The organism is Pseudomonas sp. H1_F01, from assembly GCF_054681425.1.
Window position 1 is genome coordinate 5833948 of the sequence record NZ_CP162823.1, and the last position, 18943, is coordinate 5852890.

At 59.4% G+C, this 18943-nt stretch carries 17 protein-coding genes and 3 tRNA genes; 2 read left to right on the forward strand and 18 right to left on the reverse strand.

Annotation, left to right across the window (positions count from 1 at the left end; translation table 11 throughout):
* Window positions 1-202: 202 nt before the first annotated feature.
* From ampE to AB4O09_RS26455, 3 genes are all read right to left on the reverse strand, one after another.
* Window positions 203-1039, reverse strand: coding sequence for a regulatory signaling modulator protein AmpE (gene ampE, locus AB4O09_RS26445; protein ID WP_003197737.1), 837 nt, complete (start codon window positions 1037-1039; stop codon window positions 203-205).
* On the reverse strand, window positions 1036-1596 hold the full coding sequence (gene ampD / locus AB4O09_RS26450; RefSeq protein ID WP_003197735.1) for a 1,6-anhydro-N-acetylmuramyl-L-alanine amidase AmpD: 561 nt from the start codon (window positions 1594-1596) through the stop codon (window positions 1036-1038). The genes ampE and ampD overlap by 4 nt, the downstream gene beginning before the upstream one ends.
* A 64-nt stretch (window positions 1597-1660) precedes the next feature.
* Window positions 1661-3871, reverse strand: coding sequence for a DUF1631 domain-containing protein (locus AB4O09_RS26455; RefSeq protein WP_013692255.1), 2211 nt, complete (start codon window positions 3869-3871; stop codon window positions 1661-1663).
* 226 nt (window positions 3872-4097) lie between these two features.
* Here AB4O09_RS26455 and nadC point away from each other — a divergent pair, with 226 nt between their 5' ends.
* Window positions 4098-4946: a carboxylating nicotinate-nucleotide diphosphorylase gene (nadC, locus tag AB4O09_RS26460; RefSeq protein WP_003197731.1), complete on the forward strand. Its 849-nt coding sequence runs from the start codon at window positions 4098-4100 to the stop codon at window positions 4944-4946.
* A 38-nt stretch (window positions 4947-4984) separates the two neighbouring features.
* Here nadC and AB4O09_RS26465 read toward each other — a convergent pair whose 3' ends face one another.
* Window positions 4985-5290, reverse strand: a complete 306-nt coding sequence (locus AB4O09_RS26465; protein ID WP_003197729.1) for a DUF6388 family protein — start codon at window positions 5288-5290, stop codon at window positions 4985-4987.
* Between the two features lie 307 nt (window positions 5291-5597).
* On the opposite strand from AB4O09_RS26465, the gene AB4O09_RS26470 reads away from it, so the two are divergent.
* On the forward strand, window positions 5598-6146 hold the full coding sequence (locus AB4O09_RS26470) for a hypothetical protein (protein ID WP_003197727.1): 549 nt from the start codon (window positions 5598-5600) through the stop codon (window positions 6144-6146).
* A 9-nt stretch (window positions 6147-6155) separates the two neighbouring features.
* Here the strand turns inward: AB4O09_RS26470 and AB4O09_RS26475 are convergent.
* From AB4O09_RS26475 to folP, 14 genes are all read right to left on the reverse strand, one after another.
* A tRNA-Thr gene (locus AB4O09_RS26475) sits at window positions 6156-6231 on the reverse strand.
* A 125-nt stretch (window positions 6232-6356) separates the two neighbouring features.
* A complete protein-coding gene (gene pnp / locus AB4O09_RS26480; RefSeq protein ID WP_003197725.1) occupies window positions 6357-8462 on the reverse strand; it encodes a polyribonucleotide nucleotidyltransferase in 2106 nt (701 codons plus the stop codon).
* Window positions 8463-8656: 194 nt separating this feature from the next.
* The gene (gene rpsO / locus AB4O09_RS26485) at window positions 8657-8926 is read right to left on the reverse strand and encodes a 30S ribosomal protein S15 (RefSeq protein WP_003197723.1); all 270 of its coding nucleotides are present in this window, start codon (window positions 8924-8926) and stop codon (window positions 8657-8659) included.
* Window positions 8927-9069: 143 nt separating this feature from the next.
* Window positions 9070-9987, reverse strand: a complete 918-nt coding sequence (gene truB / locus AB4O09_RS26490; protein ID WP_003197722.1) for a tRNA pseudouridine(55) synthase TruB — start codon at window positions 9985-9987, stop codon at window positions 9070-9072.
* Window positions 9988-9990: 3 nt separating this feature from the next.
* Entirely contained in the window at window positions 9991-10392 is a 402-nt protein-coding gene (gene rbfA / locus AB4O09_RS26495) for a 30S ribosome-binding factor RbfA (RefSeq protein ID WP_003177871.1), read from the reverse strand.
* A 159-nt stretch (window positions 10393-10551) separates the two neighbouring features.
* A complete protein-coding gene (gene infB / locus AB4O09_RS26500) occupies window positions 10552-13071 on the reverse strand; it encodes a translation initiation factor IF-2 (RefSeq protein ID WP_003197719.1) in 2520 nt (839 codons plus the stop codon).
* 27 nt (window positions 13072-13098) lie between these two features.
* Complete coding sequence (nusA, locus tag AB4O09_RS26505) at window positions 13099-14580, reverse strand: transcription termination factor NusA (RefSeq protein ID WP_003197716.1); 1482 nt, start codon at window positions 14578-14580, stop codon at window positions 13099-13101.
* Window positions 14581-14639: 59 nt separating this feature from the next.
* Window positions 14640-15098, reverse strand: a complete 459-nt coding sequence (rimP, locus tag AB4O09_RS26510) for a ribosome maturation factor RimP (protein ID WP_013692254.1) — start codon at window positions 15096-15098, stop codon at window positions 14640-14642.
* Window positions 15099-15238: 140 nt separating this feature from the next.
* Window positions 15239-15315, reverse strand: a tRNA-Met gene (locus AB4O09_RS26515).
* A 97-nt stretch (window positions 15316-15412) separates the two neighbouring features.
* Window positions 15413-15498: transfer RNA gene (locus AB4O09_RS26520), tRNA-Leu, on the reverse strand.
* Between the two features lie 21 nt (window positions 15499-15519).
* The gene (secG, locus tag AB4O09_RS26525; RefSeq protein WP_003197714.1) at window positions 15520-15903 is read right to left on the reverse strand and encodes a preprotein translocase subunit SecG; all 384 of its coding nucleotides are present in this window, start codon (window positions 15901-15903) and stop codon (window positions 15520-15522) included.
* A gap of 4 nt (window positions 15904-15907) precedes the next feature.
* A complete protein-coding gene (tpiA, locus tag AB4O09_RS26530) occupies window positions 15908-16663 on the reverse strand; it encodes a triose-phosphate isomerase (protein WP_003197712.1) in 756 nt (251 codons plus the stop codon).
* Between the two features lie 66 nt (window positions 16664-16729).
* Window positions 16730-18067, reverse strand: a complete 1338-nt coding sequence (glmM, locus tag AB4O09_RS26535; protein ID WP_003197710.1) for a phosphoglucosamine mutase — start codon at window positions 18065-18067, stop codon at window positions 16730-16732.
* 16 nt (window positions 18068-18083) lie between these two features.
* A complete protein-coding gene (gene folP / locus AB4O09_RS26540) occupies window positions 18084-18935 on the reverse strand; it encodes a dihydropteroate synthase (protein WP_003197708.1) in 852 nt (283 codons plus the stop codon).
* Window positions 18936-18943: the final 8 nt, after the last annotated feature.

Sequence of the window (18943 nt, forward strand, 5' to 3'; positions counted from 1 at the left end):
AGCCTAAATCGGCGGGGAGATTTGTAACTTAAGGTTAACGAGAAGGACTGACACGGTTCAGCTGTGGGAGGGGATTTATCTGTGGGAGCAAGGCTTGCCCGCGATGCAGGCGCCTCGATTTCTGAAAGACCGCATCGCTTGTATCGCGGGCAAGCCTTGCTCCCACAGAATCCCTCGCCACAAGGAAATGTGTTGGTTGCTCTCAGGCCAACACCGTCCACAAGGCAAACCCGGCATACCAGAGCAGCGCCGCACGCAGCAGCAGTTCCCAGAGACGGTCCAGGCTGTTGATACCGTCCGGGCCGGCGACGGGCCGGGGGATCTCGCCTGCCACCAGGCCGACCTTGTCGATAAGGTCGGCGGCGCTGATGTTCCAGTTCAGCAGCTCATGCAGCATGACCCGGCTGACCGCGACGAAATTGCCCACCAGGGCGAAGCTCGCCGCCAGCAACCGCACCGGCACCCAATCGAAGGCATGGCGCATTTGCGCGGCCCGCTCGGCCACACCGGGGTTCTGGCTGTGCTCGGCGGCCAGCGCCAGCAGTCGATAACTCAGGGCCGCGACCGGGCCCAACACGAAATACCAGAAAATCACCGCGAAAAAGCTCTGGTAGGCCTGCCACAACAAATGCCCTTGGACCCGCTCCAGCAACTGCTCACCGTCATTGGCTTCAATGTCCAGGTCGCGCTTGGCGACATGGGCCGCCGCTTGCAGGTCTTCCCGACGCCACGCGTCGCGAAACGGCCCGAGGCCGGCCAGCAGATCACCGCGCCCCAGGCTGTAAATCACCACCAGCAAATGCACCGGCAGCGCCAACAGACCGTAGGCCACCGGCTCCAGCACCCACAGCAGCAACGCCAGCAGCGCCACGGGCAGCAAAACCATCACCGTCAGCACCAGCCAGGGTCGGTTGACCCAACGTGGGCTCGCCTCGAGCTTGCTCAGCTCGTGCAGCCAACCGCCGTCGCGCTGGACCCGCTGGCGCAAGGCCGAGAACTTCTCGATCCAGACGGCCAGCAGCAACACCAGAAAACTCATTGTCCTTCCCCTTCTGTCAGGGCCGCGCGGTAGCGCACCCAGTCGAATGCCGGTCCCGGATCGGTCTTGCGCCCCGGTGCGATGTCGCTGTGCCCGCAGATACGCTGCACAGTGATCGCCCTGAACGCCGCTTGCAACTGCCGGGTCAGGTCCACCAACGCGGCATATTGCGCATCGGTGAACGGCAGATCATCCGTGCCCTCAAGCTCGATGCCCAGGGAAAAATCGTTACAGGTCTCACGCCCCTCGAAGCACGAGACACCCGCATGCCACGCACGATCCAGACAAGAGACAAACTGGGTCACGGCGCCGTCACGCTCGATCAGAAAATGCGCAGAGACGCGCAGGTCGGCGATACCGACAAAGTAGGGATGTTCCGTGACATCCAGACGATTCTGGAAGAATTCCTGCACCTTGCCCGTGGCGAATTGTGCCGGTGGCAGGCTGATGTTGTGGATCACCAGCAGGGAGATTTCGCCTTCGGGGCGCGCATTGAAGTTGGGCGATGGGCAATGACGTATCCCCTCGCACCAACCGCTCGCGGAGTCCAACTGCATACAGGTTCCTTCGATGACGACGGTGAATGCCGCCAGTATGCCGTGATCGGACCGGGCAGCGCGATCACTTGCCGCGATTGAGCTGGCGCAGATTGCCCAGCACCGACTCCAGCGCGCGGTCGAACAGCAGGGTGTCGTCCAATAGCCGCGCCGCGCCACGGCGAAACTCCAGAGCCAGGCTGGTGCGGCTGTGCTCCAGCACCTTGAGGCCGGTACGATTGACGAAGACGTATTTGCCGGTGGCCTCGATGATCGCCGCCAGCTTGCAACGCAAGGTGTTGTCATCGTCCTCCTGGAACTCGACCCAGCTTCCCAGGTGCAACTGGTCGACCTGCAGCAGGCCCACGTCATCGGCGGGCAAATGCACCGCCACGCTCTCCCCCGCCGACTTTTGAGGGGGGCGCAAGACGATTTTTTCCAGCACCTCGACCATGACCGGTGAAGTGAACGACTGGGCCTGTTCCGTCGTTTGGCCCGTGCGTTCGAGCGCCTGCACATGCAGGGCTTCCAGTTCACTGAAAAACTCGCTGGTGGCGAACGGATCGAACGCCGAGCGACTCAAGCCTTCACGCAGGGCCTTGAGCAGTTCGGGCACCATCGCCAGCAAACGCAGGCCGGCATCGGATTCATCGTGAGGCTGGACGCTCCAGATCAATTGCTCCAGGGTCAAGACGTCGGCCTGCCACTCGGCGGAATACTTGCCATGCTTGAAGCACGTCAGCAGCAACACCTGGCTCCAGGCGTGTTGCACGAACTCCACCACGGCTTGCGGCAGGACTTTGCCCAACATCACCTGGTTCAGCGCCCCTTCGACGCGCTGGCGCGCCAGTTCGGCCTTGGCCCGGCCCTCTTCGGCATCGCGGATGCGCTGTTCGAGCAGCTCACTGCGGCGCCGCTCGTCACTGGTGAAGGCCAGGAAGTCGGCCAGCAGTTCGGAGAAGATCGCCGGGTCATCGACAAAATCATTCAATAAGCGCTGCACCACCTGCTCGATGCGCAGGTAGAGGCTGTCGCGCTGATGATCGTCGCAATCACCCCAGCCCATGGCCGCGGCTGCGATTTCGTTAAGCAGCCGCCGGGCGGGATGATTGCCACGGCTGAAGAAACTCTTGTCCTGCACCGCGACCTTGAGCATCGGGATTTGCAGGCGGCCGATCAGGGCCTTGAAGGAGTCTGGCAGGTTGTGATCGTCGAGGATGAATTCGAACATCATCGAGATCAGGTTGATCACGTCTTCATCGGCGCCTTCGACCACGCGAGACTTGCCACTCCTGACGCTGACCCGGGTCAACAGCTGTTCGAGCTGGCTACGCAAATCGAACTCGTCGTGAACGGTAGGTGCAGGCACGTATTGCTGCAAATGAGAGAGCAGCCGCAGCAGGTCACGGGTGGAAATCGGCTGGGGCGGCACGCTGGGTTCCAGGGTCGGCGCCACAGTGCCACGCACCTGCATCAACAGCTTCTGCAAGGCGGCGAACACTTCCTGCACGCTGTCATCAACCTCGGCATCGCTGGGCTTGGCAGCCATCTCGGCGTTGGGCCTGGGGCTATCCTCGGTGCGATCCGACGCCCGGCGCGCCAGCGTAACCTTGAGCTCTGGCAGGATGCCGGTGGCGGCCAGCAACTGGTTGGCCTCGGTATAGAGTTGGTCGCAATCGCTGAGCACATAACGCTCGAACAGCTTGAGCAGGATCAGCTTGACCTTGATTTCCACGCCCAGGTTGCGCCCGGCCTGCAGGAACTTCTCGCACAGCAATGCCGGGCTCAAGGGATTGTGCTGATTGGCCAGCGGGCGGGCCAGCAGCACACTGAGCCGTGCCGTCAGTTGTTCCAGCGACACGCCATCGCGCCTGAGCACCCGAGTGACCATCGCCTCGACCGCCAGTTGCCGCTCCAGGTCGTCCTGGGAGCGCTGGATTGGGCTGTCTGCCAGGTTCGGCGCCAAGCTGGTGTGGGTCAAGTCGTATTGGGCGAGGCTGACGAAAGTCTCGAAAAACTGCTCGATAAATTCACGTTCGATGCTTTTGCGCTTCAGGCGCAGGTCCCGCATGGCCTCGAAGTACAGGTTCTGCTCGACGTCGTCGCGCGCCCGGTCGGCCATTTCAAACAAGGTGTCGTCGGCGTTATCGAACAGCCCCTGCAAACCCAGGCGCAACTGCTGGGCGGCCTTGTCGCGAACCTGAAGCAGAATCACAGGCAGGCGGGCGAGCGGCGAAGGATTCGCCTGATCGGTAGCGACCTTGTGCAAAGGCACTACATTCCCGTCGTTGTGCATCCTGGCCTCCTGAAACGGTTTTCTGCGGCTCATAACGTCAAAGCTATGACGTCAATCGAAAGGCGGATTATCGGGTAAAACAACCCTGTCGCACCAGCACACTCTGTGATCCATCTCGAAATACGGCGCAATAAGTGACCGGGGAAATGAGGAAATGTTGCGAGGACGCGACCAAATGCAGGTTTCGACACCCTATAATCAGGCCACTTTGTTTGTGGAGCCCGTTATGCCGAATCTACGCCTCGCCGATCTGACCGCCGAAATCGAAGCCAACGTGCGCCGTGCGTTGCTTGAAGACATCGGCAGCGGCGACATCACCGCGCAACTGATCCCCGCCGAACGCCTGGCCAAGGCCACCATCATCACCCGCGACGCGGCGATCATCAGTGGCACGGCCTGGGTCGATGCCGTGTTCCGGCAACTGGACCCGCGTGTCGCGGTGCATTGGCAAGTGCGCGACGGCGACCGGGTCAACCCCGATCAAGCGCTGTTCCATCTGGAAGGCCCGGCCCGCTCGCTGCTGACCGGCGAACGCAGTGCGCTGAACTTCCTGCAAATGCTTTCCGGCGTTGCCACGCGGGCCCGTTACCTGGCCGACTTTGTCGCCGGCACCCAGGTCAAGCTGCTGGACACCCGCAAGACCCTGCCGGGGCTGCGCCTGGCCCAGAAGTACGCGGTCACCTGCGGTGGCTGCCATAACCACCGCATCGGCCTGTACGATGCCTTCCTGATCAAGGAAAACCACATCGCCGCCTGCGGCGGGATCGCCCAGGCCATCGCCGCCGCCCACAAGATCGCACCGGGCAAACCGGTGGAAGTCGAAGTGGAAAGCCTGGCGGAATTGAAAGAAGCACTGGCGGCCAACGCCGACATCATCATGCTCGACGAACTGAGCCTGGACGACATGCGTGAAGCCGTACGCCTCAATGGCGGCAAGGCGAAGCTGGAAGCCAGCGGCGGGATCAACGAAAGCACGTTGCGCCCGATTGCCGAGACCGGGGTGGACTACATCTCGATCGGCGCGATGACCAAGGATGTGAAGGCAGTGGATCTGTCGATGCGCTTGAGCCTCTGACAACAAAAAACGCCAGCCTTGAAAGGCTGGCGTTTTGTTCAGACCACCAGATTGTTCATCTCGCAGTACTCATCCCATTCCACACCCAGCACCTCGGCCGCTTCCTTGTGCAATGCAAGGCGCTGCGTCTCGAATTCTTCAGGCGTGCTGGTGTACTTGAGCGTCAACTCCCAAGGCTGCAGCCCCTGGGCTTCGGCCTCGTCCTCGAACGCCCATTGGATCTGGTCTTTCTGATCGTCGGCAGACAAGTCCTTGATCTCTTCCAGCAACTGGGGCGCATCCAACACGTACTTTTTCAGAGCTTCTTCGTGCCTGGCTTCCTGGGTCAATTCTTTAACAGTCATGGCGTTCTCGTTGATCTGGGGAATGGAAGATGGATCTGGATCATCAAGGATCTCTCTGACGCAAAAAAACCGTGTGAAGCCCGGTCTATCTGGCCTTCAGAACCATTCGGGGATCATCTGAAAACTGCTGGGCGATGCACATGCAGGCAATGAATATAGGACGTTTTGCCGACGATTTACACGGTTCTTTACATCTATCCCACAAAAAAAACCATGCGCATGAGAAACCAGGAGAGCCTGGGAACATCTGTCAAAATAACCAGTCATAGCCATGTGCCATGCCGGCACTTCACAAGGAACCCCAGTGATGCGCAGCTTTTCGAAACGTTCGTTGACCCGGCTTGCTACCGCGACCTTGCTGCTCGGCAGCCTGACTTTGGTCGACGCTGCCCAAGCAGCTGTTGAAGTCTCCTCTGATGGGCCGTCTTCCGACGACGCTATTCCTGCCCTTCGTTATGACCGATTTGATAAGTACGTACTCGTCAAGACCAATGTCAGCGTCAGCGCCTTGGAAAACCTGCCAAAAACCGTAAAGAACAATGCTGAAGAACTGGAAAACCAGAAACGCGTCCTCAGCGAGCAGGCCCGTCAGATCGAAGAACTCAAGCGCAACAGTGGCTCCAGCTCCACCTCCAGCAGCAAGGAAATCGACGAGCTCAAGCGCACCATCAAGGAACAGGAACGCGACCTGAACGATCTGGGCAAGCAAGTGGAAGAACTCAAGCGCAATAGCGGCTCCAGTTCGAGTTCGAGCAACAGCGAGATTTCGTCCCTGAAACGGGAGCTCAGCGATCAGGATCGCGAGATGGATCAGCTCAAACGCACGGTCGAGGATCTGAGCAGGAAAGTGAAATAACGAGGGGAATGGTGCCCGAGACAGGAATCGAACCTGCGACCTTCGCGTTACGAGTGCGCTGCTCTACCGACTGAGCTACACGGGCGGTGGCTAAACCTAGCATCGTCCCCTGTGGCCAGGCAACCCGCGACACAGGGATTTTCACCACACAGCAAAACGCCCCGAACCAGTCGGGGCGTTTGCTTGTTCAGCGGTCAGGCGAAGGGGTGATTAAACGCCCGATGCCTTGGCTGCTGCGACGTCCTTGATGGACAGCTTGATACGGCCGCGGTTGTCCACGTCCAGTACCAGCACTTCCACTTCCTGGCCTTCTTTGAGGATGTCGGTCACTTTCTCGACGCGAGCATCGCTCAGCATGGAGATGTGAACCAGACCGTCCTTGCCCGGCAGGATGTTGACGAACGCGCCGAAGTCGACGATGCGCTCAACCTTGCCGACGTAGATCTTGCCGATCTCGGCTTCTGCGGTGATACCCAGGACGCGCTGGCGTGCTGCTTCTGCCGCTTCCTTGGTTTCGCCGAAGATCTTGATCGAACCGTCGTCTTCGATGTCGATCGAAGCCTTGGTTTCTTCACAGATCGCACGGATGGTCGCGCCGCCTTTACCGATGACATCACGGATTTTGTCGGTGTCGATTTTCATCGCGATCATGGTCGGAGCGTTTTCCGACAGTTCGGTACGGGACTGACCGATGATCTGGTTCATCTGACCGAGGATGTTCAGGCGCGCTTCCAGGGCCTGGCCCAGGGCGATTTCCATGATCTCTTCGGTGATGCCCTTGATCTTGATGTCCATCTGCAGTGCGGTGACGCCTTTGGCGGTACCGGCCACTTTGAAGTCCATGTCGCCCAAGTGGTCTTCGTCACCCAGGATGTCGGTCAGGACGGCGAATTTCTCGCCCTCTTTGACCAGACCCATGGCGATACCGGCAACCGGAGCCTTCATCGGCACACCGGCGTCCATCAGGGCCAGGGAAGCGCCGCAGACCGAAGCCATCGAGCTCGAACCGTTGGACTCGGTGATTTCCGATACCACGCGGATGGTGTACGGGAACACGTCAGCGGCAGGCAGCATGGCCTGGACCGAACGACGGGCCAGACGGCCGTGACCGATTTCGCGGCGACCGGCGCCACCCATGCGACCACACTCGCCCACCGAGAACGGAGGGAAGTTGTAGTGCAGCATGAACGGGTCTTTCTTCTCGCCTTCCAGGGTGTCCAGCAGTTGCGCGTCACGGGCGGTGCCCAATGTTGCAACGACCAGCGCCTGGGTTTCGCCACGGGTGAACAGTGCCGAACCGTGGGTCTTTGGCAGAACGCCGACTTCGATGTTCAGCGGACGTACGGTACGGGTGTCGCGACCGTCGATACGCGGCTTGCCGTTGACGATGTTTTCGCGAACGGTGCGGTATTCGATTTCACCGAAAGCGGCCTTGACGTCGCTGGCCGATGGCTGGCCTTCTTCGCCGGACAGCTTGGCAACGACCTGGTCTTTCAGCTCGCCCAGGCGCGCATAACGGTCGGCCTTGACGGTGATGGTGTAGGCCTGGGAGATCGCTTCGCCGAACTCGGCACGGATCGCGCCCAGCAGCTCGGTGGCTTCGGCTTGCGGAGCCCAGGTCCAGGTTGGCTTGGCGGCTTCGGCGGCCAGTTCCTTGACGGCGTTGATCACCACCTGGAACTCGTCGTGGGCGAACAGCACGGCGCCCAGCATCTGGTCTTCGGTCAGCTCTTTGGCTTCGGATTCAACCATCAGCACGGCTTCGGAAGTACCGGCCACGACCATGTCCAGGCTCGAAGCCTTCAGTTGCTCGTAGGTCGGGTTCAGCAGGTAGCCGGTGCTTTCGTGGAACGCAACGCGGGCAGCACCGATCGGGCCATCGAAAGGAATGCCGGAGATCGCCAGGGCAGCCGAGGTACCGATCATCGCAGCGATGTCCGGATCGGTTTTCTTGCTGGTGGAGACGACGGTGCAGACAACCTGCACTTCGTTCATGAAGCCTTCTGGGAACAGCGGACGGATCGGACGGTCGATCAGTCGGGAAGTCAGGGTTTCTTTCTCGGAAGGACGGCCTTCGCGCTTGAAGAAACCGCCAGGGATCTTACCGGCAGCGTAAGTCTTTTCCTGGTAGTGAACAGACAGAGGGAAGAAGCCCTTGCCTGGATCGGCTTGCTTGGCACCGACAACGGTCACCAATACGCTGACGTCGTCGTCAACGGTGACCAGCACTGCGCCGGAGGCCTGACGGGCGATACGGCCAGTCTCGAGGGTAACGGTCGACTGACCGAACTGGAATTTTTTGATTACCGGGTTCACGGTGTCCTACCTTCTTTGTGGCTCTTGGGGAACTTGTCTTCTTGCGAAATTCTTGGGCAATGGCGGGAATCGGCCCGACGTCTGTCCAGGGTAAAACGTGTATCCAGATAAAACTTGAGGCTGGGAGCCTGCCATGCGCCAGCGGGAAACCCACTGACGTACGACAGACCACCAACCTCTAGCGCAATCGCTGATTAGCGACGCAGACCCAGGCGAGCGATCAGAGCGCTGTAACGGCTCACGTCCTTGCCTTTCAGGTAGTCCAGCAGCTTACGACGCTGGTTTACCATGCGGATCAGACCACGACGGGAGTGGTGATCTTTACCGTTGGCCTTGAAGTGACCTTGCAGTTTGTTGATGTTGTGGGTCAGCAGTGCAACTTGCACTTCTGGCGAACCAGTGTCACCAACAGCTTGCTGGTAGTCAGCTACGATTTGAGCTTTTTCTTGAACGTCGAGAGCCATGAGGCAATCCTTTTAGTCAGGAAACTGTTTCAAGGAAACAGCTTCAACAGGCCAGGGACAAATCCCTGTATCTATAAATGAGTAGTGACCGTGCCTGTTAACAGCCACACTCGCCAACCTGCTGTTACGCAGGCTGGTTCCGGTCATTCCGACCGAATCAGTCGACGCGGCGCAATACGCCCGTCTTCGCTCACTTCACCGATACCGATGAAGCGACCGTTATGATCCTGCACCCGGACCATGCCGAACTTCGGCGCATCCGGGGCACGTACCGGCTGGCCGTTGAGCCAGTAGAACGCACTGTGTTCCGAGAACTGCAACAGCGGCCAATCCAGCAAGCCGCTGTCCGATGGCATCAGGAAACGGTCGACCGCTTCGTTGCCGCCTTCGGCATGTACCGCTTCAAGCTCTTCCAGCGTGACCGTCTGGGCCAACGTGAAAGGCCCGGCCTGGGTCCGTCGCAATTCTGCCACGTACGCGCCACAGCCGAGCTGTTCACCAATATCCTCCACCAGGGTCCGGATATAGGTGCCCTTGCTGCAATCCACGGCCAGCCGCGCAGTATTACCGTCAAAGGCCAGCAATTCCAAGCGCGCAATAGTAACAGAACGCGGCTCGCGCTCCACTACTTCGCCTGCCCGGGCCAGTTTATACAAGGGCTGGCCATCACGCTTCAGAGCCGAGTACATCGGCGGTATCTGACTGATTTGCCCACGAAAAGCTGGCAGCACGGCTTCGATATCAGCCTGACCAACGGTCACCGGGCGCTCGAGCAAAACCTCACCTTCGGCATCCGCCGTGGTGGTGGTCTTGCCCAGTTGCGCCAGGGTTTCATAGCCCTTGTCGGAATCGAGCAGGTACTGGGAAAATTTGGTCGCCTCGCCAAAGCACAGCGGCAGCACGCCGGTGGCCAGCGGATCGAGGCTACCGGTATGCCCGGCCTTTTCGGCATTGAGCAGCCAGCGAACCTTCTGCAACGCCGCGTTGGACGTGAACCCCAGCGGCTTGTCGAGCAGGATGATACCGCTGACGTTACGACGGATACGTTTGACCTGAGCCACCGATTACTCCTTGGTGTCTTCGGGTTCAGCCGCAACCGGATGCTGGCTGTCTTCAGCCACGGCGCGTTCGATCAGGGCCGACAGATGCGCACCACGCACGACGCTTTCGTCATAGTGGAAGTGCAGCTGTGGGACGCTGCGCAGCTTCATCTCCCGGGCCAGCTGCATACGCAGGAAGCCGGCGGCCGAGTTGAGCACCTTGATGCTCTGGGCGATTTCTTCGGCGCTATCCTGGCCCATCACGGTGATGAAAATCTTGGCATGACCGACGTCACGACTGACTTCCACTGCGGTAATGGTGACCAGGCCGACGCGCGGGTCTTTGACTTCGCGACGGATCAGTTGGGCCAGCTCACGCTGCATCTGATCGCCGATTCGTTGGGTACGGCTGTATTCTTTTGCCATGTCTTGTTACCTGTTACTGCCCCACGGTGAAACCCGCGAGGTCTGAAAGCGGCAAACGCCCGGCCTGGCAAAAGCCAGACCGGGCGTTGCGTTTAGAGTCTGCCAACGAAGCAGCGCATGTTAATGCGGCTACCCGGTGCAGCTCTTGAAGTGCGCGAGTCAGAGGCTGCGAGCAACCTGGACCTTCTCGAAGACTTCGATCTTGTCGCCGACCTTGACGTCGTTGTAGCTCTTGACGCCAATACCGCATTCCATGCCGGCACGTACTTCGGAAGCGTCATCCTTGAAGCGGCGCAGGGATTCCAGCTCGCCTTCGAAGATCACGATGTCTTCACGCAGTACACGGATCGGACGGTTACGGTGAACAACACCCTCGATCACCATGCAACCGGCGATGGCACCAAACTTCGGCGAACGGAACACGTCGCGAACTTCGGCCACACCCAGGATGTTCTCCCGGACGTCGCTGCCCAGCATACCGGTCAACGCTTTCTTGACGTCTTCGATGATGTCGTAGATCACGTTGTAGTAACGCATATCCAGGCCTTCCTGCTCGACGATCTTGCGAGCGCCGGCATCGGCGCGCACGTTGAAGCCGAACAGTACAGCGTTGGAGGCCAGAGCCAGGTTGGCGTCGGATTCGGTGATACCACCGACACCGCCACCGACCACACGCACTTGCACTTCGTCGTTACCCAGGCCATTCAAGGCGCCGTTCAACGCTTCCAGCGAGCCACGGACGTCGGATTTGAGGACGATGTTGAGCGTCTTCTTCTCTTCCTGACCCATGTTCTCGAAGATGTTTTCCAGCTTGCCAGCGTGAGCACGAGCCAGTTTGACTTCGCGGAACTTGCCTTGACGGAACAGAGCCACTTCACGGGCTTTCTTCTCGTCAGCCACAACGCTCATCTCGTCGCCAGCATCCGGGGTGCCGTCCAGGCCGAGGATCTCGACCGGGATAGCGGGACCTGCTTCCTTGATGGACTTGCCGTTCTCGTCGAGCATGGCACGTACACGGCCGTAGTTCGAACCGACCAGCACCATGTCGCCTTGGCGCAGGGTACCGTCTTGAACCAGGACGGTCGCAACCGGGCCACGGCCCTTGTCGAGGCGCGATTCAACGACCACACCACGGCCTGGAGCCGAAGGCGTAGCGGTCAGTTCCAGAACCTCGGCCTGCAACAGAACGGCTTCGAGCAGTTCGTCAACGCCGGTACCCATCTTCGCCGAGACCGGAACGAATGGAGTGTCGCCACCCCACTCTTCGGAGGTCACGCCGTGGACCGACAGTTCGCTGCGGATGCGATCGAGATCGGCGCCCGGCTTGTCGATCTTGTTCACCGCAACCACCAGCGGCACGCCAGCTGCCTTGGCATGCTGAACGGCTTCGATGGTTTGCGGCATCACGCCGTCGTCCGCTGCAACCACCAGGATCACGATGTCGGTCGCCTTGGCACCACGGGCACGCATCGCGGTAAACGCGGCGTGACCCGGGGTGTCGAGGAACGTCACCATGCCGCGGTCGGTTTCAACGTGGTAAGCGCCGATGTGCTGGGTAATGCCGCCAGCCTCACCTGCCGCAACCTTCGCACGACGAATATAGTCGAGCAGGGACGTTTTACCGTGGTCAACGTGACCCATGACGGTCACGACCGGAGCACGGGAAACCGCCTCACCTTCAAACTTCAGGGACTCGGCCAGGGAATCTTCCAGGGCGGTGTCGCTGACCAGGGTCACTTTGTGGCCCAGCTCTTCAGCAACCAGTTGGGCAGTTTCCTGGTCCAGTACCTGGTTGATGGTGGCTGGCGTACCCAGCTTGAACATGAACTTGATGATTTCAGCAGCCTTGACCGACATCTGCTGGGCCAGATCGCCCACAGTGATGGTCTCGCCGATCTTCACTTCACGCACGACAGGGCCGGTAGGGCTCTGGAAACCGTGGGCGTTGCGCTTCTTCAGCTTGGCCTTGCCGCGACCGCCACGACGGAAGCCATCGCTTTCCTCGTCGGTGGTACGTGGTGCAACGCGTGGCGCTGGTGCCTTTTCCTTGACCGAAGCACGATGAGGCGCGTTCTTGCGCTCGCCATCGCCACTGCCACGACGGTTGTCGTCGGCACGTGGTTTGTCCGGACGACGCTGTTCGTCGCGCTTGCGAGTATCGGCTGGAGCCGCAGCCGCAGCCACGACTGGAGCAGCTTCGCGCACAGGTTCGGCTACCGGGGCAACAGCCTCGACGGCTTCTACCGGAGCAGCTTGCGCAGCAGCAGGCTGGCGACGCGCTTCTTCTTCGGCGCGACGCTTGGCTTCTTCTTCAGCCTTCTGACGAGCAGCATTTTCTACTGCGCGACGTTCTTCCTGTTCGCGTTTGCGCTCGGCTTCGATTTCTTCCGGGCTGCGCTGTACGAAGACTTTCTTCTTGCGTACTTCAACGCTGATGCTTTTGCTACCGGCAACACGCAGGGTGCTGGTGGTTTTACGCTGCAGAGTGATCTTGCGCGGTTCTTCCACTTTCGCCTTGTGACTGCTCTTCAGGTGAGTCAGCAGGGACTGCTTCTCACTGTCGGTCACATGTTCCTCGGCGGCGGTGTGCGGCAGACCTGCCTCACGCATCTGCTGCAACAGGCGCTCTACCGGTGTTTTGACCTCATCGGCCAGTTGTTTCACCGTGACTTGCGTCATGCACTTCTCTCCTCAGGCCGCGCCTAATTACTCGAACCAGTGGGCTCGGGCGGCCATGATCAACTTGCCGGCACGATCATCGTCAATGCCGTCGATGTCGAGCAGATCGTCAATAGACTGCTCGGCCAGGTCTTCGCGGGTAATTACGCCGCGCACCGCCAGTTCCATCGCCAAATCCTTGTCCATGCCCTCAAGCGAGAGCAGGTCTTCGGCCGGATGGGCGTCTGCCAGCTTTTCCTCAGTAGCGATGGCTTTGGTCAACAAACGATCCTTGGCCCGAGCGCGAAGCTCGTTGACGATCTCCTCGTCAAAGCCGTCGATGTTGAGCATTTCCTCCACCGGTACGTAGGCAATCTCTTCCAGGCTGGTAAAGCCTTCATCCACCAGCACCTGCGCCAGCTCTTCATCGACTTCAAGCTCGTCGATGAAGTTGCGCAGGATGTCGCCGGTTTCAGCTTGCTGTTTAGCCTGGATGTCCGATTCGGTCATCACGTTCAGGGTCCAGCCAGTCAACTGGCTGGCCAGACGCACGTTCTGACCACCGCGACCGATGGCCTGAGCCAGATTGTCTGCGCCAACGGCGATGTCCATGGCGTGGGCATCTTCGTCGACGATAATTGCCGCCACTTCAGCAGGCGACATGGCATTGATCACGAACTGAGCCGGGTTGTCGTCCCACAGGACGATGTCCACGCGCTCGCCGCCCAACTCGCCGGATACGGCCTGGACACGCGAACCACGCATGCCGATGCAGGCGCCTTGCGGGTCGATGCGCTTGTCCTTGGAGCGGACCGCGATCTTGGCACGCGATCCCGGATCACGGGAGGCGGCCATGACTTCGATCAGGCCTTCAGCAATTTCCGGCACTTCGATGCGGAACAACTCGATCAGCATTTCCGGCGCGGTACGCGACAGGATCAGCTGCGGGCCGCGGTTCTCGGTGCGGATTTCCTTGAGCAGCGCACGCAAACGCACGCCAACCCGGAAAGTTTCGCGAGAGATGATGTCTTCGCGAGCCAGCAACGCTTCGGCGTTGTTGCCCAGGTCGACGATCACGTTGTCGCGGGTCACTTTTTTCACGGTGCCGGAGATGATTTCCCCCAGGCGCTCGCGATAAGCGTCGACGACTTGCGCGCGCTCGGCTTCGCGAACTTTCTGCACAATAACCTGCTTGGCAGTCTGTGCAGCGATGCGACCGAACTCGATGGACTCGATTTTTTCTTCTACTACATCACCAACCTTGGCGCCCGGATGCGTTTCTGCAACCTTGCTCGGCCAGGTTTCGATAGCCGGATCATCCAGGTCGGCTTCCTCGACCACCGTCCAGCGACGGAAAGTCTCGTAGGCACCGGTGTGGCGATTGATTTCCACACGCAAATCAACTTCGTCTTCAAACCGCTTCTTGGTAGCAGTGGCCAGAGCCAGCTCCAGCGCTTCAAAAATAACGTTAGCCGGTACGCCCTTTTCATTGGATACCGACTCAACAACCAGCAGTACTTCTTTGCTCATCGTACGCCTCGCCTTTCGCAAGCCATTGGATCCGCGGGATCCGCAGTATCTGGCACGTATCAGTCAAAACTGGGAATAATGTTGGCCTTGTCGATCATATCGATCGGCAACAGGAACTCATGGTCATCTACCTGCACCACGACGTCCTGCTCTTCTACACCGCGCAGAAGGCCTTGGAAGTTGCGTCGACCTTCGAAAGGCGAGCGCAGCTTGATCTTCACTTGTTCACCGGCAAACGAAGCGAACTGTTCAAGTGTGAACAGGGGGCGCTCCATGCCAGGCGAGGAAACTTCAAGGGTGTATTCGGAGGTGATTGGATCTTCAACATCCAGTACACCGCTGATCTGACGGCTGACGATGGCGCAATCATCCACCAACACGCCGCCTTCCTTATCGATATAAACGCGCAACAGTGAGTGGCGACCTTGAGCCGAGAACTCAATACCCCAGCATTCATAGCCAAGGGCCACGACCACCGGGGCCAACAAGGCCTGCAACTGTTCTAGCTTGCTCGACACCTGAACCCCCTCGTGCATGTTTGTGCATGCTGTGCAAATAAAAAAAAATGGGCGAATCGCCCATCCCTGAAACGCCGTCGAACAGCGGCGTTATAAAGTGTCCAGCTAACAAAAAGCCCCTTGGAAGGGGCCCCTGAAACTGGTTGCGGGAGCCGGATTTGAACCGACGACCTTCGGGTTATGAGCCCGACGAGCTACCAGACTGCTCCATCCCGCGACAAAGCTGGGGCGGAAGTATACGACCGATCCCTTACAGGGTCAATGTAACCCTTCCACCTACAAGAAAGCCCGCAATCGCGGGCTCTCCTGATAATTGGTACCGAGAAGGGGACTCGAACCCCTACACCCTATGGGCACAACCACCTCAAGGTTGCGTGTCTACCAATTCCACCACCTCGGCAATACAGCGTTTGAAACCTTCTTACTTCTGCTCTTGAGCTGGAGGTACGTCAGTCGCCGGGTTGGCCGACTTTTGCTCTTGAAGCACCGGGACATCATCAGAAGCCGGCTGTTGCTTTGGCGCTTCCAGTACCGCTGGGTTTGGCAAACCTACTTGAGTCAGCTCATGAGCTTTCTCTTTAGCAAAGTAACCTAACCCTAAGCTGGTCATGAAGAAACCGGCGGCAAGTATAGCAGTAAACTTACTAAGAAAGGTAGAGGAACCTTGGCTTCCGAACACAGTATTTGAAGCACCTGCACCGAAAGACGCACCAGCATCCGCACCTTTACCCTGCTGCAGCAATACAAGAGCAACTACGCCCAGTGCACCCAGCAGATGAAAAACGACTACGACTGTTTCCAGCATTTTTTCAGTTTCCCGCGGCGCGACAAATCGCACCGAACTCATCTGCATTCAGGGACGCTCCACCAATGAGCCCCCCATCGATATCCGGCATGCCGAACAGTTCGACCGCATTGGCCGCCTTCACGCTGCCGCCGTATAGAAGCCGCACACCTCGTGCCACTTCAGAATTCTCTGCCGCCAACTGTGCGCGGATGGCTGCGTGCACATCCTGCGCCTGTTGCGGCGAAGCAGTCAGCCCGGTGCCAATGGCCCAGACTGGCTCGTAAGCAATGATTGCCTTTGCAAAAGCACCGACACCCAGGTCTTCGATGATGCTGCCCAGCTGACGCCCGACAACTTCAAGGGTTTTGCCCGCTTCACGCTGCTCGAGGGTTTCCCCTACGCACAACACCGGAATCAGACCACAGCCCTGGGCCGCAGCAAACTTGCGGATCAAGGTCTTGTCCTGCTCGCCCATGATCTGGCGGCGCTCGGAATGCCCGACCAGGACCAGGGAGCAACCTGCATCCAGCAACTGACTCGGCGCAATTTCACCAGTCAGCGCACCTTGCATGGATTCCACCGCAGAATTCTGCGCACCGACCGAAATCGATTTGCCTTTCAAGCCATCAATCACTTGATTGATAAACAGGCAAGGCGGGAATACCGCAACATCAACACCGCTTGGCAAGGCCAGATGACGAAGGCCATTGATCAGCTCAGCGACGCTGGCGCGGGTACCGTGCATCTTCCAGTTACCAGCTACCATAGGGCGACGCATGCTGTACCTCGTCGGTCAAAGTGGGCGCAGATGTTACCCAACCGATTCATGACTGGCAAGCCGAATTCAGGCAGAAACTTCAGTAACCAGTTTTGCCAGCTCTTCGGCATAACCGCGAACTTGCGCTTCATCCTCCCCTTCGACCATGACACGCACCAAAGGCTCTGTGCCGGACTTGCGCAACAACACACGCCCACGCCCCGCCATCGCCTGTGTCACATGCTCACTGGCCTGCTTGACCTTCGCATGCTCGAGAGGATTTACACCGCCACCGAAACGCACGTTGATCAACACTTGCGGGCATTTGCGCAATGCCTGGCGCGACTGTGCGAGGCCTTCGTTACGCGCCTTGAGCGCCATCAGCACTTGCAGGGCTGCAATGATCGCATCACCTGTGGTGGTATGGTCAAAGCACACGATGTGGCCGGAGTTCTCGCCCCCGATCACCCAGTTGCGCTCCAGCAGCTCCGAGATCACATAGCGGTCACCCACGTTAGCCCGCACGAACGGAATATCCAAGTCCGCCAGGGCCAGTTCAAGCCCAAGGTTGCTCATCAACGTACCAACCACGCCGCCCTGCAGCTTGCCGCGCCCATGCAGGTCACGGGCAATGATGAACAGCAGCTCGTCACCATCGACGACCGTGCCGGTGTGATCGACCATCAAGACCCGATCACCGTCACCATCGAAGGCGATCCCGAGATCGGCCTGCTCAGCCAGCACCGCGGCCTGTAACGCCTCGGTATGGGTGGAGCCACAGTTATGGTTGATGTTCAGGCCATTAGGCTGGGCGGAAAGTACCACCACCTCGGCGCCCAGCTCGCGAAAGACGCTCGGCGCAACTTTATAGGTTGCCCCGTGGGCGCAATCGACGACGACTTTCAGGCCGGAAAAGCTGGTACCGGTCGGCACACTGCCTTTGCAGAACTCGATGTAGCGACCCGATGCATCGTTGATCCGCGACACTTTGCCGATCTTGCTCGACTCAACCACAGTCATCGGCGTGTCCAGCAGCTCTTCGATCATCAGCTCGATATCATCCGGCAGCTTGGTACCCTGGCCGGAGAAGAACTTGATGCCGTTGTCATCATGAGGGTTGTGCGAGGCACTGATCACGATGCCTGCCTGGGCCTGGAACGTACGCGTCAGGTAGGCAATGGCTGGCGTCGGCATCGGGCCCAGCAGCATCACATCGGCACCCGCCGACGTCAGGCCGGCCTCGAGTGCCGATTCGAACATGTAGCCGGAAATTCGCGTGTCCTTGCCGACCAGCACCTTGCAAGCGCCCATTTTGCGGAACGCCATGCCGGCCGCCCAGCCGAGCTTGAGCATGAAATCAGGGGTAATAGGGTATTCGCCGACCCGACCACGAATCCCGTCGGTGCCAAAGTATTTCTTGCTCATAAGTGCTCCGTCATTCTTATTCGGCTGAATCCACAGCTGCGATCATCCGCACGACATCCATCGTTTCGGCTACATCGTGCACGCGCAATATACGCGCGCCCTTGGCAAGGGCCAAGGCAGCCAGCGCGAGACCGCCATACAGGCGTTCGCCCACCGGGCGGCCCAAGGCATTGCCTATCATGCTCTTTCGCGAGACCCCAACCAACAGGGGCCGCCCCAAGGCATGCAAGGCTTCCATATGTTTGAACAGGCTCAGGTTGTGAGCCAGGGTCTTGGCAAAGCCGAACCCAGGGTCAAGGATGATCCGCTCGGCGGGAATGCCCGCGGCGACACACTGGTCCAGACGCTCCACCAGGAATTCACCCACCTCCCTGGTCACATCATCATAGTGCGGGTCATTCTGCATGGTCCCCGGCTCGCCGAGCATATGCATCAGGCACACCGGCAACCCGGTGGCCGCCGCAGCGTCCAGGGCACCATCGCGCCGCAGGGATCGAACATCATTGATCAAGCCCGCCCCCAGTCGCGCAGTCTCACGCATGACCGCAGGCGTGGACGTATCGACGGAGATAATGACATCAAGTTCGCGATGGATACGCTCGACAATCGGCGCCACTCGCTCCAGCTCTTCGGTCGGCGAGACCGCACGCGCGCCCGGCCGGGTCGATTCACCACCCACATCAATCAGCGTTGCGCCCGCGACCACCATGGCCTCGGCGTGCCGCAGCGCAGCATCGAGCTGGCTGAATCGACCACCATCGGAAAAGGAATCAGGCGTGACATTGAGAATGCCCATGACATGCGCATGGGCCAAATCAAGAACCCGGTTGCCGCAAGGCAACCGGGTCGAGGACTGAACAGAAGTCATTTCAAGCC